At 61.4% G+C, this 14,736-nt stretch carries 16 protein-coding genes; 8 read left to right on the top strand and 8 right to left on the bottom strand.

The features are described from left to right. Nucleotides 1-15: 15 nt before the first annotated feature. From NW846_RS04175 to NW846_RS04155, 5 genes are all read right to left on the bottom strand, one after another. Nucleotides 16-1,206: a glycosyltransferase family 4 protein gene (locus tag NW846_RS04175; RefSeq protein WP_011429021.1), complete on the bottom strand. Its 1,191-nt coding sequence runs from the start codon at nucleotides 1,204-1,206 to the stop codon at nucleotides 16-18. Between the two features lie 182 nt (nucleotides 1,207-1,388). Then, entirely contained in the window at nucleotides 1,389-2,762 is a 1,374-nt protein-coding gene (locus tag NW846_RS04170) for an MFS transporter (RefSeq protein WP_240527765.1), read from the bottom strand. 376 nt (nucleotides 2,763-3,138) lie between these two features. Next, nucleotides 3,139-3,483 carry an MgPME-cyclase complex family protein gene (locus NW846_RS04165; protein WP_011429018.1) on the bottom strand — a complete coding sequence of 115 codons (345 nt, stop codon included), beginning with the start codon at nucleotides 3,481-3,483 and terminating at the stop codon, nucleotides 3,139-3,141. Between the two features lie 113 nt (nucleotides 3,484-3,596). Then, nucleotides 3,597-4,055, bottom strand: a complete 459-nt coding sequence (locus NW846_RS04160; protein WP_049749696.1) for a hypothetical protein — start codon at nucleotides 4,053-4,055, stop codon at nucleotides 3,597-3,599. 152 nt (nucleotides 4,056-4,207) lie between these two features. Beyond that, nucleotides 4,208-5,326: a class I SAM-dependent methyltransferase gene (locus tag NW846_RS04155; protein ID WP_011429016.1), complete on the bottom strand. Its 1,119-nt coding sequence runs from the start codon at nucleotides 5,324-5,326 to the stop codon at nucleotides 4,208-4,210. 238 nt (nucleotides 5,327-5,564) lie between these two features. Between NW846_RS04155 and NW846_RS04150 the strand changes: the two genes are divergently transcribed. The 6 genes from NW846_RS04150 to NW846_RS04125 all read left to right on the top strand — a co-directional run bounded on the left by NW846_RS04150 (nucleotide 5,565) and on the right by NW846_RS04125 (nucleotide 10,502). After that, a complete protein-coding gene (locus tag NW846_RS04150) occupies nucleotides 5,565-6,221 on the top strand; it encodes a response regulator (RefSeq protein WP_011429015.1) in 657 nt (218 codons plus the stop codon). Further along, complete coding sequence (locus tag NW846_RS04145; protein ID WP_011429014.1) at nucleotides 6,221-6,913, top strand: queuosine precursor transporter; 693 nt, start codon at nucleotides 6,221-6,223, stop codon at nucleotides 6,911-6,913. The genes NW846_RS04150 and NW846_RS04145 overlap by 1 nt, the downstream gene beginning before the upstream one ends. Before the next feature lie 187 nt (nucleotides 6,914-7,100). Continuing rightward, the gene (locus tag NW846_RS04140) at nucleotides 7,101-8,477 is read left to right on the top strand and encodes an RNA-guided endonuclease InsQ/TnpB family protein (RefSeq protein WP_414515386.1); all 1,377 of its coding nucleotides are present in this window, start codon (nucleotides 7,101-7,103) and stop codon (nucleotides 8,475-8,477) included. A gap of 12 nt (nucleotides 8,478-8,489) precedes the next feature. Beyond that, nucleotides 8,490-8,675, top strand: coding sequence for a photosystem II reaction center protein PsbZ (gene psbZ, locus NW846_RS04135; protein WP_011429012.1), 186 nt, complete (start codon nucleotides 8,490-8,492; stop codon nucleotides 8,673-8,675). A gap of 238 nt (nucleotides 8,676-8,913) precedes the next feature. After that, entirely contained in the window at nucleotides 8,914-9,468 is a 555-nt protein-coding gene (locus NW846_RS04130) for a DUF2808 domain-containing protein (protein ID WP_228375387.1), read from the top strand. 203 nt (nucleotides 9,469-9,671) lie between these two features. Then, the gene (locus NW846_RS04125) at nucleotides 9,672-10,502 is read left to right on the top strand and encodes an undecaprenyl-diphosphate phosphatase (protein ID WP_011429010.1); all 831 of its coding nucleotides are present in this window, start codon (nucleotides 9,672-9,674) and stop codon (nucleotides 10,500-10,502) included. Here the strand turns inward: NW846_RS04125 and NW846_RS04120 are convergent. Further along, a complete protein-coding gene (locus tag NW846_RS04120; protein WP_011429009.1) occupies nucleotides 10,499-12,085 on the bottom strand; it encodes a bifunctional ADP-dependent NAD(P)H-hydrate dehydratase/NAD(P)H-hydrate epimerase in 1,587 nt (528 codons plus the stop codon). The two genes, NW846_RS04125 and NW846_RS04120, sit on opposite strands and share 4 nt — an antisense overlap. Then, entirely contained in the window at nucleotides 12,082-12,492 is a 411-nt protein-coding gene (locus NW846_RS04115) for a VOC family protein (protein ID WP_414346075.1), read from the bottom strand. Before NW846_RS04115 ends, NW846_RS04120 begins: the two co-directional genes overlap by 4 nt. A 147-nt stretch (nucleotides 12,493-12,639) precedes the next feature. Between NW846_RS04115 and NW846_RS04110 the strand changes: the two genes are divergently transcribed. Both NW846_RS04110 and rpe read left to right on the top strand, forming a co-directional pair. Then, on the top strand, nucleotides 12,640-12,825 hold the full coding sequence (locus NW846_RS04110; protein WP_011429007.1) for a hypothetical protein: 186 nt from the start codon (nucleotides 12,640-12,642) through the stop codon (nucleotides 12,823-12,825). A gap of 159 nt (nucleotides 12,826-12,984) precedes the next feature. Beyond that, on the top strand, nucleotides 12,985-13,695 hold the full coding sequence (gene rpe / locus NW846_RS04105) for a ribulose-phosphate 3-epimerase (protein WP_011429006.1): 711 nt from the start codon (nucleotides 12,985-12,987) through the stop codon (nucleotides 13,693-13,695). A 157-nt stretch (nucleotides 13,696-13,852) separates the two neighbouring features. Here the strand turns inward: rpe and NW846_RS04100 are convergent, their stop codons facing one another. Further along, nucleotides 13,853-14,518, bottom strand: a complete 666-nt coding sequence (locus tag NW846_RS04100) for a hypothetical protein (RefSeq protein ID WP_240530508.1) — start codon at nucleotides 14,516-14,518, stop codon at nucleotides 13,853-13,855. Between the last annotated feature and the right edge of the window lie 218 nt (nucleotides 14,519-14,736).

The following is a 14,736-nucleotide window of genomic DNA, read 5'->3' as shown; positions in this document are numbered from 1 at the left end:
TCCCAATAGTCTTCCTTACGCGCGGCGGCGCTGACGGGATCCCCGGCACAGCTCCTGGTAGAGCTGCTCCAACCGGCTGAGGTTGTGGCTGAGGGTGTAGCGCTCCAGCACCCGCTGGCGGGCTTTCATCCCCAGCAGTTGCGTAAATTCCCGTTGATCCCGCAGCAGGGGCAGCAGCGTTTGCAGCTCCACCGTCACCCGAGCCGGATCCAACAGGATCCCGGCTCCATCGGCCAAAACCTCGCCGTCGGCCCCGACGTCGGTGGCCACCGCCGCCACCCCACAGGCCATCGCCTCCAGCAACGACAAAGAGAGCCCCTCGATTAAAGAGGGCAGGATAAACACGTCGGATCCGCGCAGGATCTCGATGCGCTGCTGCTCGTCGGCAACGTAGCCCAGCCAGTGGATCCCGTGCTGGCGGGTGTAGAAGGGCTTGAGGGTATTGAGCAGCGGCCCATCCCCCACAATGAGCAGGCCGCACTTCTCGCCCATTTGAGCTTGCTTCCAGGCTTTGAGCAAGGCCTCCACATTTTTTTCCGGCGAGATCCGCCCTTGGTAAACGAAGATCCGCTCCAGCCCCAACCGTTGCTTAAGGGTGGAGGGCCCCGGCGAATACTTATCCACGTCGACGCCGTTGGGAATGACCACCACCTGCTCGCGGCTCACCCCTAGCCTGACCAAGATCTGCCGCTGTGTTTCCGAGAAGACGATGGTGCGGTCGTAGTGGGCCAAACAAGGAGCATAGAGCTGGTAGGCCAGGTATTGGGTGCGGGAGGCAATGTTGCGCCGCCGCCGGTCGAAGGCCGGGTGGAAGGTGGCCACCAGCGGCTGGTTGAGCTCCGCACAGATCTCCGGCAAGACAAAGTCGATGGGAGAAATCGTCAGCGAGGCATGCACCAGATCCGGCTGCAACTCCCGCAGCGCCTGGGTGAGCAGCCGCCTGGCGTTGGGAGCTGGGATCGTATAAATCTGCGACTTGTACAGACAGGGCAGGGAGACATCCCGCCCCGCCAGCTCAGCACGCCAACGGCTCCCCGGACGGGATCCCTCTACAGCAGGCGCCTCCAGGCTGGGGGAGGGGCTTTCGTTGGTGAAATGGAAAAAGCTCACCTGATGTCCCCGCTCCAAGAGGCCGTTGGTCACCTCACGGCCATAGGTGACGTTGCCACAGAAAGGTGCCTTCTTGCCTATCCAGGCGATGTGCATGGGCGGATCCCTACGGCGCCAGAACGCTGATCTACAAGGGGATGTGCGATTCCAAAGCCTCTATAAGGGTAGCAGACTCGCATCCCACCTCGGCCCGCTCCTCCCCTCTCAGGGGAGAAACCCAGACCGACAAGGCATTGACAGATACCCAGCCCTACGTCGCAGCTATCCAGCAGAAAAACTTATCTGTGCCCCTCTCTGCCCAGCAGACCCCAGAGGTACAGCCCCGCCGACCCGGTCAGGGCCGCCAGGCCGAGAAACGTCCAGGCAAGGCCGAAATAGGTTTCCGCCACCCCCGCCAAAACCAGCGGCAAACTGAGAGCAATGTTGACCGCATTGTTCTGCAGTCCAAAAACCTTGCCGCGCAGATGTTCGGGGGTCTCCTCCTGGAGCAGGGTTTGCATGGGCACCGCCACCAACGCCCCTCCACAGCCCAGCAGGGCAATCCAAGCCAAGCTGGGAAACAGCTTCCCCTCCGTCCAGGACAAGGCCGCCAAGGACAGACACAGCAACAGGGATCCCAGCCCACTCCAGGCGCGACGGCTCACCTGCCGGCCCGTATGCCCCACCCAAAAGGCCCCAATGGCCATGCCCAGGCCGGCAGCCGCCAGCAACACCCCAAACTGATCTGCCTCCAGCTCCGCCGTCACCTCGGCCATGCGCACCGCCAAGACCGCCAGCGCCGCAAACAGCGAGTAGAGCACCACCATTTGCAGCAGGGCCGCGCGGATCAAGGGCATTTGCCCGATGTATTCCAGGCCCAGCTTGAGATCTTCCCAGAGATGGGGAGCCTCCCAAGGTCTGGGCTCCAGCTTCTCGTGGGGTTGCAACAGCAGCAGCAGGGCTCCCGCCGACAGGTAGGCTCCCCCCACCAACAGCTCTGGCCCCACCTCCCAGCCGGGCAACCACGCACGCCCCCAACGATCCGCCAGCGTTAGCAGCGGCTCGCCGATGGCAAAGCCGGCGATCAGCGAAGCCATCATCGTCGTGGTGTAGAGGGAGTTGGCCGCTAACAGCTCCCGCCTGGGCAGGATCAGGGGCAGAGTGGCCTGTTCGGCAGGGGCAAAAAACTGGGTCAAAACAGACACGGCAAAGCTAATCAACAGCAGCCCGCCAAAGCCCAAAGGGATCCCTGGCCAAAGGTTGCGCCCCGCCGTCAGCCAGAGCAGCGGCGGCAACAGCAGCACCAGGATCCCGCGCACCACGTTGGAGAGCACCAGCACCCCCTTCTTGGGCCAGCGATCCACAAATACCCCCGCCAGGCTGCCCAACAACACCGCCGGCAGCGTAAAAGCCAGCATGATCGCCGCCACCCAGCCGCTGATGGAGGCCCCTTCCGGCTGAAACTGCCTCGAGATCAACCCAATCAGCAGCACCAACAACACCTTGTCGGCCAACTGGGAAAACACCTGCCCTATCCACAGCAGCAGGAAATTGCGTCGGCGCAGCACGGCCAGGAAATTTCTCAGGCCTGGCCCGGCCAGAGCAGCATCCTCCTGCTTCAGCTTCTCGGTTGGGCCGTCGTCTTTGGGATCCTCAGGGAGCGGCTCCGGCAAGGGATTCCCGGACGAACACGCCAGCGAGCCGGAGGGAGGACTTGCCGGCGGCTCAAGTGGGGGGGCCTCCGACTTTAGCACCTCAGTTGAAGGAAATGTGGGAGGAAGATCCCGAAGATGAGGAGTCCGCTGGCAGACCTCCGCCTCCCCTTCCGGCCAATCCCCTCGTCGCTCCAAAGTCATAGTGCCCCGTGTAACCTTTCTCCCTCCCCCGCCTTGGCCCTGACAGGTGCTTTTCATGCCGGCTCGTGCCGCCACTGCTGCTGGACGGAGAGAGGTGCCCTGATCTTAATCTTGGCCCATCCCGCAATCAAACTTGCGCGCCCGTCTCGAGGAGGGGGCGACACCTCCCATCGGTCGCGCCGGCAGGATCTCATCAACCCTCTGCCAAGGACAGGGAGCGCAAGGGATCCGGGATCGACTCGCTGGGGGCCACGAAGCTGCCCTTTTCCACAAAAGTGAGGCGCACCGCCAGCCAACGGATGAAATCCTCATTGGTCGAGACCACTGCCCCCAGCGGCTCCTTTAACTTGTGGCGCAGGGGACGCAGCTCTGGAGCTTCCATGAAAGCCGGCTGGGGCACCCAAAAGAAATCGATGGAGCGATGGTGCTCCTCGTAGTGTCGGCGACGCTCCTCCAGCACTTCCTCCAGAGGTTCAGAGCGCAAAAAAGACAGACTGGCAACAATAAAGTGGTAGGTGGTGGGCTCAGCAGCAGGCATACTCTACGATTAACATGTGAGACTCGAACACCTAGAGGCGCGCTCCTGGCGAAAACACAACTTCTCCTGTCGGCTCTTCACCCAGAGTTGCCAACTTCAGCCTACTGGCAGGATTAGTTGGCAGACTTGAGTAAATGCGGGGCGGGATCCCGGGAGCTACACAGGGTCTGACAGTCTTCCAACTGCCGGGGGACGGGCAGCCGCGCCATCACCTCCTCAGGCGGCATAGACTGCTCTGAAGCCTGCCTGAGGGTGGGCAGAGCTTGAGCTGCCCATTCCTGCGCCCAGAGGGGTGTTGTTGAGGAGGGTTCCCCCTGCTCCAACAGCTCCTGACAGAGCGCGGTCGAGCGCTCCAAGTCGCCGCTGCCCTGATAGGCCATGACCAGGGCTACCCGCGCCAAAGCGCATTCCTCAGGGTTTATCCTGGAACCGTTGCGCTCCTTCTGGCGGGGCGAGCTCTCGTGAATCGAGCAGCAGTAGCAGAAAGACTCAAGGAGGTTGATGGCCTCTAAGTAGCGCTCCTGCTTGAGAGCAGTGATGCCGGCACGAAGGGATCCATACGGAGGGGACATGAGCCTAAGTATAGAAAAGATTCTGACGCCTTGCACTTAAGGGCGTTGATGACCTAGCTTTTTATCCGAGGTTTCGTGTCTGATACTACTATACAGCCTTTGGCCAGGCGACCGCGAATCTCCTTACCCTCTTAAGCTTTTGGCAAGGGCGCTCAACTCTTACGGGCCAAGATATAAGTGCTGACGTAGTGGGTTTCTCGGCGCAACACCTCACAGCCTGCCTGCTGCAGGCGCACCCCCAGGTCGTCGCGGATGTAGTCCCGGTAGTAGGGTTCGTGGAAGGTTTGCACAAAAGCTTCCATCGTCTCCTCCAGCTCGGGCGAGTCCAGCAGTTGCACCGAGTCGCAGATGACAATGGCGCCCCCCGGCTTCACCACCCGGCTCATCTCGTTGATGACATTTTGGCGGGCCGGGCCGGGCAGCTCGTGGAAGAGAAACACGCTGACAACCGCATCAAAGGTGGCGTCGGCGTAGGGCATGGCCTCGGCATTGGCGCGGATGAGCTGGGGCAGCTCCCCGGGCAACTCCTGCAACAGCCGGTTGGCCTTGCGCAGATAGGCAGGGGAAAGATCCAGGCCGTACAACGCCGCTTTGGGCAGGGATCCCCGCAGCAGGCGCAGCGTGCGCCCGGTGCCACAAGCTACGTCGAGGATGTGGGGGTCGGATAGAGCAGGATCGAGACCATCCTTGAGCAGGCGGATCACCCGTCGCCGCATCGCATCTGCCGCGCCACCAAACAGCAGTTCCACCTGCAGGTCGTAGAGCTCAGCCGAGCTGTCGCTCAGGTAACCGTTGGTTTGGTAATGAAAATTTTGCAGGTAGTATTTTGGATAGCCCTCGGTGGAGATGTCTGGAGAAAACTCTTGGTAGCGCCGGCTGTGTACCCGCTGAGTGATCTGCGGCAGATCCAGCCATACCTGCGGGTAGTAGCGGGCAAAGTCCAGCCAGGGGTTATCGAAAAGAAGGGCGTGAGGGTAGTAACCTGCCTCGGCGTCTTGCCAATCGACCTGTAGCAGCCGTTCGTAACGAGCCCGCAACTCTTGCAAAGTAGCTGGGCTGACCTTCACCCGCTCCCGCGGCGGTAGGGGCTTCCCAGAGGAAAAACTTTGCAGCTCCCTGAGCACAGAGAGCATCAGCTCCAAAGCCTGGGTGGAGAGAGCCTTGTGGGCAAAGCCAAAGAGATTTTTGCCCCACTGAAAAGCGCGGTAAGCAGCTTCTCCGACTGGAGATGGGATCGGCAGCGACAGCTCGGAGCTCAACTGTAAGCTCATAACCCTGCAAGGTGCGAATGCTTAATGTTTGTTTACGTTAGATTATAGCAAGGCAGCGATGCGAAACCGGCAAGTTCTGGGCCTTGGGAGAGTCGGCGAAATTGGAGCTGTAAACACTCCACTTCCCTGAGAGGGAGAGTACTCTATTGGTGTCCCAGGAAGGACGCCTCTGATGCTTCATGCGCTGGAGGAAGAGGCTGAGCAGGTCGAGTAGATTGGGAAAAGGGGGCGCCCGAGCATGACAGCCAAGACGGTGTTGGTCATTGACGATAGCATCATGATCCGCAAGATGGTGGCCAGCATCTTGGCTGACCAGTTTCAGGTGCTGGAGGCCAAAGACGGCCTAGCGGGCCTGGAGGCTGCCAAAAAACATCACCCCGACCTGATCTTGCTGGATTTTGTCATGCCCAAGATGGACGGCTATGACACATTGCAGGCCATCCGGCAGGAAGAGAGCCTGAAGAATACCCCTGTCATCATCATGTCGGGGATGAAAGAGCAGGTAACAGCCCGCGTCCCTGAGCCTTTTGTCGATTTCGATTTTATTGAAAAGCCGTTTGAGGCGGAGGCTCTTCTGGCTCGCATTCAAAAGGCCCTGCAAGTAGCCCCTGCGGCGGCAGCAGAGCCGGGATCGGAAACCAACACCCAGTTGCTCTTGAACAAGCTCACCGCCATCGAGACGCTGCTCATCCAAGGCACGGAAAACCTTATCCAGCGGGAAGTGGTGACGCGGCTTTCTGATCTCAACCAGCGCCTGGAGCGTCAGGAATCCCACAGCGCTAACCTGGAAGAGCAGATCCGTAAGCTCACCAGCGAGGTGGAACGGCACAGCCAGGGCTTGGCCTTGATCGTCAAGGAGCTAAAGCACATCCGCAAGCTGTTAGGGGGATCCTGATGTCTGAGAGGGTTTTTGAGCGCGCCTATCGGCACCTGGATGCGGTGACGGCCCTGTTTGTGGCTGTGCTGCTGATCTCCAACATCGCCTCCACCAAGATCGTGCTCTTGGGGCCGTTTACGTTCGATGGCGGCACCGTCCTTTTTCCCCTCAGCTACATTTTCGGCGACATCCTCACGGAGGTCTACGGCTATGCCCGCTCGCGGCGGGTGATCTGGCTGGGATTTATCTCGGCGGCCCTGATGTCGGCGACCTTGATGATCGTGGGATCCCTGCCGGCAGCCCCCGACTGGCCCTACCAGGAAGCCTACAAACAGATTCTCGGCCTTACCCCGCGCATTGTACTGGCCAGCCTAATTGCCTACTGGAGCGGCAGCTTTGCCAATGCCTATGTGCTGGCCCGCCTGAAGGTGTGGACGCGGGGACGCTGGCTGTGGACACGCACCATCAGCTCCACCCTGGTGGGCCAGGCGGTGGATACGGGCCTGTTTATTCTCATCGCCTTCTGGGGGGTGTTTCCCGGTCTGATGAGCCTCATTGTCTCCAACTACGTGTTCAAGTGTGCCGTTGAGGCGGTCTGTACGCCCCTGACCTATGTCATCACCGGCTGGCTGAAGCAGCAAGAACAGGAAGACTACTTTGACGTGGCAACCGACTTCAACCCTTTCCGAATGCAGTCCGTATCTGGGTAGTTCATTCGTCCATGGCTGCCCCGACGGATATGGCCAAAAGAGGGATCCCAGTTTTGGTATAGTCAGCTAGAAACCGCAGGAGCCCCGCCCTGTACCCCCCTATATCCCCCCGTATACGGGGGGACTGGGGGGCCGGGGGCCGTGCCGGTCAGGGTCGGGAGGAATGCGGACGACGTATAATCGTGACATGGCCCAAGTCCTGACTATCTCCTGCAAACTCAAGGTGTCTGTGTCGCAAGCCGCCAAGCTGGATGCGACCCTGGATGCCTTCGCAAAGGCACTGAACTGCGTGAATGAGAACACACCAGAGAAGATAGTCAACGCCGTCAAGCTCCAATCTCTCTGCTACCGCGAGATTCGTACCCGCTTCGGACTATCCAGCAACCTGGCACAACAGGTGTGCAGAAGGTTAGCCGGTGCCTGCAAGGTTGCCCAGCAGAAAAACCGTCCAGTCAAGGCGTTCAAGTCTGGCTTTGTTACCTACGATGCCCGCATCTTCTCGTTCCGTGAGAAGGACTGGACGGTGTCGCTGACCACCGTTGAGGGACGGGAACGCTTTGAACTGGATATAGGTCACTACCAGCGCGGCCTGCTAGCGGGTTCAAATCCCAAAGCAGCCACGTTGGTCAAGCGCCAAGGCGGCTCCTACTCCATCCAGATTGGCGTGGAGTCTGAGGTGCCGGAGCCGGAGCACGCCGTCAAGGCCATTGGTGTGGACTTGGGTAGGAGAGATATTGCCCACACCTCTGAGGGAGATAACTGGAATGGACAGCAGTTGAACCAGGTCAGAGACCACTACTCCCGTTTGAGAGGGGTTCTCCAACGCAAGGCCAGCAAGGGCACACGCAGTACACGACGTCGGTGTCAGCAACTGCTGCAACGGCTGTCTGGTCGGGAGAGACGCTTTCAAACTTGGGTGAACCACTGCATCTCCAAGTCGATTGTTGCTAGGGCACTGGCCACTCACCGTTTTATTGCCTTGGAAGACCTGACCGGGATCCGGGAGCGGGTCAACCGGCAGCCGCGCAGCAAGACGGAGCGGCGGCGGGCAAACAGTTGGGCGTTCTACCAGTTGCGGCAGTTTGTGCACTACAAGGCGATGCGGGCAGGGGTGAAGGTTGTGGTGGTTTTGCCGGCCTACAGCTCGCAGACCTGCCACCAGTGCCTGTGGATTGGGCAACGGGAAGGGAAGCATTTTCGCTGTGTGAACCCGGCTTGTGGTTGGGAAGGGGATGCAGATTTGAACGGTGCCAACGTGATTGCACTTTTGGGGGTCGCTGTAAACCAGCCCCCCTACATCCCCCCGCATGCGGGGGGACAAGAGGGGGGTTCGTGGTTGGCTTGCCAGCTGCAGGGCTACCAAAAGCCCGCTCCGTACCCCCCTCAATCCCCCCGCCCCCCTGCCCCCGTATACGGGGGGTTGGGGGGCTGGAAGGGGGGGCGGTCGGAGCCGGGTAGTTTACAGCGTTATCCTATCTACCCTGCCGCCGGTGCGCAGCGAGCCGGATCAGGTTGGGCAGCCCGGTGTTGTCGGGAGCTTTTATCCAAGACAAGACTTTTGTGAGGGATCCAGACCATGATGCTCATTTTCCAAATTGCTTTGTTGGTGTTGGTGCTTTACAGCTTGCTGTTGGTGGTGGCGGTGCCGGTGCTCTTCAGCTCGGCCAGCGACTGGAGCCGGGCCAAGAATGTGATTTTGGTGGGATCCCTGCTCTGGGTGCTGATGGTGATCGGGGTGGGGGTACTTAGTTTCTTTAAGTGATATCCTTCGACGCCCATCCCCCAGGCTCCTGGACGTTGCAGAGCATCAGGGTTGCGACTGCAAGGTTCTGGGGGCGGGGAAAACTGCGCATCTCCGCACCCGCGTGGGCCTTGAGCGCTCTCGGTAGAAGGGATCCCACCCCTTACGATGGATAGCAATTTAATTTAATCTCATGGCCTTGCTGCTCCCTAGGTCAGCGGCAAGTTGTGCCTACACTGATGTCTTTTGGGAGGTTTGGGTGTTGAGAGCAGTGAAGCGTTCGTGGAGCCTCCGCTTGGCCCGGCTGGGGACGAGGCTGATTTTGGCAGGCTTGTTGGTAGGGGTGCTGTCCCCTTCGGCAGCGGCGCAGTCGGGCCTGGTGATCACCGGCAGCGAAGGGGTACCTGTCCTCAGCTACCGGCTGGATTTTCGCGGCATTCGCGGTCGGTTGGATCGCTATCGCCTGACGATCCCGCCTCAGAACGTGGCGGTGGCAGAGGTGCAGATCAACGGGGATAGAAATTTCGATGCCGTCATCGACCCGGAGAACGTGCGCCTAGAGGTGGAGGGCAAGCCGGTGGAGCTGGCGGAAGTGTACTGGAACGAGGAGTTTCGCTCTTTGGAGGTGGTGGCCCGTCAGCCCATTGCCGCCGGCCAGGAGATCCGCTTGGTGCTCTCCAATGTGCGCAATCCTTCCGCTGCCGGCATCTACCGGGTAGAGGCGCGGGTACGGGGGACAGAGCCCAACCCCCTCTTCCGCAATGTGGGCAACTGGCTCATCACCATCGACGATCCGGAGCGGCTCACTTTCTAAGGGCAGCTCCCTTCGAGCGGGGGAGAGTTTTGAGAGTGGATCCCTGAACAGGGGGTTTCGGGCGTAGCCCTTTTCAGAGACAGGGCAAGGCTGGTGAGGTACTGCGGCATCTCTATCTCCCCTCTCCCTAAGGGAGAGGGGTTGGGGGTGAGGGAAACTCCCCTCCAGACAGTAGCCTGGCGTACTGGGAGAGGCTTTCTTTGGTGCTGGCCGATATCTGGTATCCCAACTGGTGGCAGGCCCTGGTCTTGGGCATGGTGCAAGGGATCACGGAATTTCTGCCCATCAGCAGCACGGCGCACCTGCGGGTGTTTCCAGCTTTGCTGGGCTGGCCGGATGCGGGGGCTTCCTTTGCGGCGGTGATCCAATTGGGCAGCCTGGGAGCGGTGTTGATCTACTTTGCTTCTGACCTGCGCCAGTTGCTCCTCGGCTCCTGGAAGGCTTGGCAGAAGCGAGATTTCCAGGAGGAGTCTTGGCGGCTGCTCATGGGGATCCTGGTGGGAACGCTGCCGATTGTCATAGCGGGCTGGGCCGTCAAGGCCATCTGGGGATCCCCGCCCCGGCAGTTGTGGGTGGTTGCCGCCGCCGCCATCGGCTTGGCCCTGGCTTTGGGCTGGGCAGAACGGGTGGGGAAGCGCCGGCGCGATCTGCACAGCCTGGGCATTGGGGATGGGCTCTGGGTGGGGCTGGCCCAGGCTTTGGCCCTGATCCCAGGGGTATCCCGCTCTGGTGTGACGCTGACGGCGGCTCTGTTGCTGGATTTGCAGCGCTCGGCTGCCGCCCGCTACTCCTTTTTGCTGGGGATCCCGGCCCTCTTTTTGGCCGGGGTGGCGGAGTTTATCGCCGAGTTCAGGGCAGAGGCGCTGCTGTCGCAGGGCCTGGGGACGCTCTCGGCCTTTGTCTTCTCCTACGGGTCCATCGACTGGCTAATTCGATTTTTGCAGCGCAGCAGCACCTGGGTGTTCATTGTCTATCGGATTGGTTTTGGCCTGTTCATTTTCCTGGGGCTGGCCCTGGGGTTTTTGCAACCTTAAGTGGGCTTTTGTTGCCGCAGAATCCGCAGCGCTTTCGGCAGGTGCTCCGCCAGGTGGGCCGGATCCACGCCCGTTAGACCCCGTTCCCCCGCCAAATGGATGGCTGCTTGAGCATGCCACCACACCCCCGCACAGGCGCAACTGAGCAGCTCCGCGATCCCCATCGACTGACCCAGTTGAGCCCTTCTGCGCGCCACCAGGCCGCCGATCAGGCCGGTCAGAACATCGCCGCTGCCGCCGCGGGCCAAAGCCGGTGTGCTTTCCGGGTTGACCCAGCATTCCCCCGTAGGAGAGGCGATGACCGTCCGCGCCCCCTTCAAGACCACTACTGCCCCGCTCTGGGCTGCTGCTCTCTGGGCTGCCTCCATGCGATCTGAAAGCGGGAGGTGCGGAAAAAGCCGGCGAAACTCCCCCAGGTGCGGGGTGAGGATGGCTTGGATCCTGTGTTCTGGCAAGCGCTCCACCCCTATTTCCGCCAAGGCGTTGAGGCCATCGGCGTCGATCACCCAAGGGATCCCGGCCCAATCCTGCAGCAGGATCTCCAGCAGCAGACGGCGGGTTTCTCCCACGCCCGGCCCCACCGCCACCGCCTGAAAGGGTTTCTCGGCCAGCAGGGAGGGGATCCCTTCCCAGGCGTGAACCAAGACTTCCGGCAAAGCGCTGTGGACGAGCCCTTTCAATTCTGCCGGCACCGCCAGGGTTACCATGCCCACGCCGCTGGCGCGGGATCCCAGCCCGGCCAACACCGCCGCCCCGGCATAGGTTGTCGATCCCGCCACCAGCAACAGGGATCCCTGGCGGTATTTGTGGGTATCCAAAGGCGGATCGGGGGGGAAATGGGGCCAGGGGTGCAGCAACACCTGGGGAACTTCCACCTCCGGCCAGGCCCAAGGGGGAATGCCGAAATCGAGGCGGCGCAGACGTCCCACCCAAGGCAGAGCCGCCTCCTGCCACAGGCCCCGCTTCCAGAGGCCCAGGGCATAGGTGTAGCTGGCGCGGATGCAGCAGCCCCAGATCTCGCCTGTCTGGTCGTTGAGGCCGGAGGGCAGGTCCAGGCTGAGGATGGGAATGCCGCTGCCGTTGGCCCACTCCACCGCCTCCGCCCAGGGATCCCCCAGGGGCCGGTTTAGGCCAATGCCAAAGAGGGCGTCGATGAGCAGGTCGCAGTCGGCCAACGCCTCCACCCGCTCCACAAACTCCGCCCCCAGGGCCCTGAGGTAGCGGGCGTGCTCGGCGGTCAGGGGTTTGAGATCTGGCTTGCCCAGCCACACCTTCACCGACCTTTGGGCCAGCCGCAGCTCTCGTCCGACCACCAAGCCGTCGCCGCCATTGTGCCCTGTCCCGCAGAGGATGCCGATGCGCTGGGCCTGGGGAAAATCCTGTTGCAACTGGGCAAAAGCGGCCAGCCCTACCTTTTCCATCAGGGCGGCCACGGGCATGCCGGCAGCGAAGATCTCCTCCTCAAGGCGCTGCATCTGCGCCGCGCTGACCAGGGCGGTGGCCGGGTCGAACTGGCAGCGGGGATCCCTATCGCCACGCCGCGCTGGTGTTACAGGCGGTATCGCTGGGGGGAGAGGGTTCATGGCTCAGTTGCGCCAATGGCGCTTAGCTCGATTACATTCCCATCCGGATCGCGGACAAACACAGCCGCCCGCCCGGAAGCGCTTGGCTGCACCTCATAGCCTGCCTGCAGCAGGCGGGCCTTTACCGCTTCCAGGTCTTCCACGCCCAGCGCCACATGGGGAAGGCGCCCCCACTTCGCCTTGCGGCCCCAACTGGCTTGCTGCCCCTGGTCAAGCGGCTCCTCAGTGACGATCAAGTGAATCTGCGAAGACCCCACCTGGTACCAGGCGCCGGGAAAGTCAAAGGGAAACCGTTCTGCCTTGGGGATCCCGAGCACCGTGCCGTAGAAATGCTCGGCCCTGGCCAGATCGCTGACCCAAAGGGCGGTGTGCAGGTGCTGGTAGGCGGGCTTTGGGGAGGCGGTCATGACATTGCTCCGGGAAAGTGCTTGCATCTGTCGAGGGAAACCATATTTTCTCGAAGAGCCTGCTCCGCCTGTGCGCTAAGTTGGAGCTAGGGCAGCGGCGAGGAACGTACCTTTGTCCTATCTTGGTTCTTACCCAGGAGTTGGTCTATGGGATCCCGCACCAAGTTTTTCGGCACCGTCTTGGCCATGCTGGCTGTCAACAGCATCTATATGCAGTTGCAGCAGCTGGCCCTGCGGCTGGAAGAAGAGGTGAACCCGGCTCCCTCAGAGCAGGCTGCTCCAGAGCCTCAGAGCAACGCGCAGCCACCGGATCTCTGGGGACATCTGGCCTAAGTTTTCCGGGGATGGCGGTGGGTCGAGGCCAGTGCTGGCTCCACCTCTCCCCTGCAACCCTAGGCTCCGAGCCAAGAGGCAGTTTGCAAAGGGGATCAAACTCCGTACCATAGAGGAGCGAGCTCCCCTATTTTGCGGTTTACAACTTGGATACTCACCATGACTCAGCCCTCCGCAGCCTCTGGGCAAAAGCCGATCGTCGTCGCCCCCTCCATCCTTTCAGCCGATTTTAGCCGCTTGGGGGAAGAAGTGCGGGCGGTGGACGAGGCAGGGGCCGACTGGATCCACGTGGATGTGATGGATGGCCGCTTTGTGCCCAACATCACCATCGGCCCGCTGGTGGTAGAAGCCCTGCGCCCGGTTACGGCCAAGCCCCTGGACGTGCACCTGATGATCGTGGAGCCGGAGAAGTATGTGGCCGACTTTGCCAAGGCGGGGGCCGATATCATCTCCGTTCACGCCGAGTCCAGCTCCACCATTCACCTGCACCGCACCCTCGGCCAAATCAAGGATCTGGGCAAGCAAGCAGGCGTGGTGCTCAACCCCGCCAGCCCCCTGGAGCTGATCCAGTACGTGCTGGATCTGGTGGATCTGGTGTTGATCATGAGTGTCAACCCTGGCTTTGGCGGGCAGAGCTTCATCCCGGCGGTGGTGCCCAAGATTCGCCAGTTGCGAGCCCTGTGCGACGAGCGCGGCTTGGATCCCTGGATTGAAGTAGATGGCGGCATCAAGGCCAGCAACGCCTGGCAGGTGATCGAGGCGGGGGCCAACGCCATCGTGGCTGGCTCAGCCGTGTTCAAGGCCAAGGACTACGGGGAAGCCATTCGTGCCATTCGCCACAGCCGCCGCCCCGAGCTGGTAACGGTTTGATTTGAGCTGATCTGGGAAAACCCTGCCCTTGGACTCCTCTCAGGCCAAGGCGCAAAAGAGAGGGGAGAAGGCCTGGCGCTCCTCACCCTCAGCCCATTGGGAAGGGCCACGGCTCAGCGGCAGGGATCCCTTCTGGTGGGAGGATGGGCTCGAAATTCTAGCGCAGAGCGTTGGTCTTCTTCTGGGCAGCCAAAGGCACGGTACCGTCCTCACCGGCGGCCTGGACTAGGCAATGGGGAGGTGTGGAAGGAGGCGTGATGGGCTGGGGCGAAGTGGGGCTGAAAAAGGTCTGGCAGAAGGGCAGGCGGCTGTTGCGCTGAATGGTGGCAAGGTAAGGGGGAGGGACAGTGCCCCAGTAGGCGCCCAGCACCTGCTGGTCCGGATCCTCCGGCAGCACCTGGTAGTACACCATCAGGCGATTATCGGGGAACCAGGCGCGAACAAGCCTTTGCAGTTGCCTTAAATTGAAGCCCGGCTCTTCTGGATTGTCAATTAGGTGCATCCCCGCCAGCCGCCCGCCCATGAAGTAGGCCTCCACATAAAACCCACGGGCATAGAGGGGGGGCTCTAAGGGATCCCGCGACGAAGGGGCATCCGGCAGGTAAAGGGCCTCACCGCCCGGGCGCAGTTGCCAGCGGCTCCAGCGGGGATCCTCCCGGTCGCTGGAAATAGTCTCCCAATTGTTGGCGCGGGCGTAGCTCAAGAAGCGCTCCTCCACCATGCCCAAATAGAGCATTTCCATCTGCAGGGGCAGCCGGGCACTTGTTTGCAATAGGGGCAAAGTTCGCACTTCTCCCTGCTTGAGCACCAAAACCTCTGCCAAGGCAGGGCGCGGTTCCCACGCCAGCAACGCCGCCAGGATTCCTGCTCCGAGGGCTCTGCCAAGGCCGGCCAGACCTAGCCGTGCCGAGGCCCGCAGCAACAGGAAAAGCAGTTTGACAAGGGGCAGTTTAAACCGAGGCCGTGCCCCGCCCCACATGGCAACGGAAGCAGGGACATAAGATGAGATCACGGGGAAATTCGAAGAGCTGGGAAGACGAT

The organism is Synechococcus sp. W60.3 (assembly GCF_047502615.1).
Classification (GTDB): domain Bacteria; phylum Cyanobacteriota; class Cyanobacteriia; order Thermostichales; family Thermostichaceae; genus Thermostichus.
The sequence above is the reverse complement of the archived record's forward strand: the minus strand, read 5'-3'. Positions and strand labels throughout refer to the sequence as shown.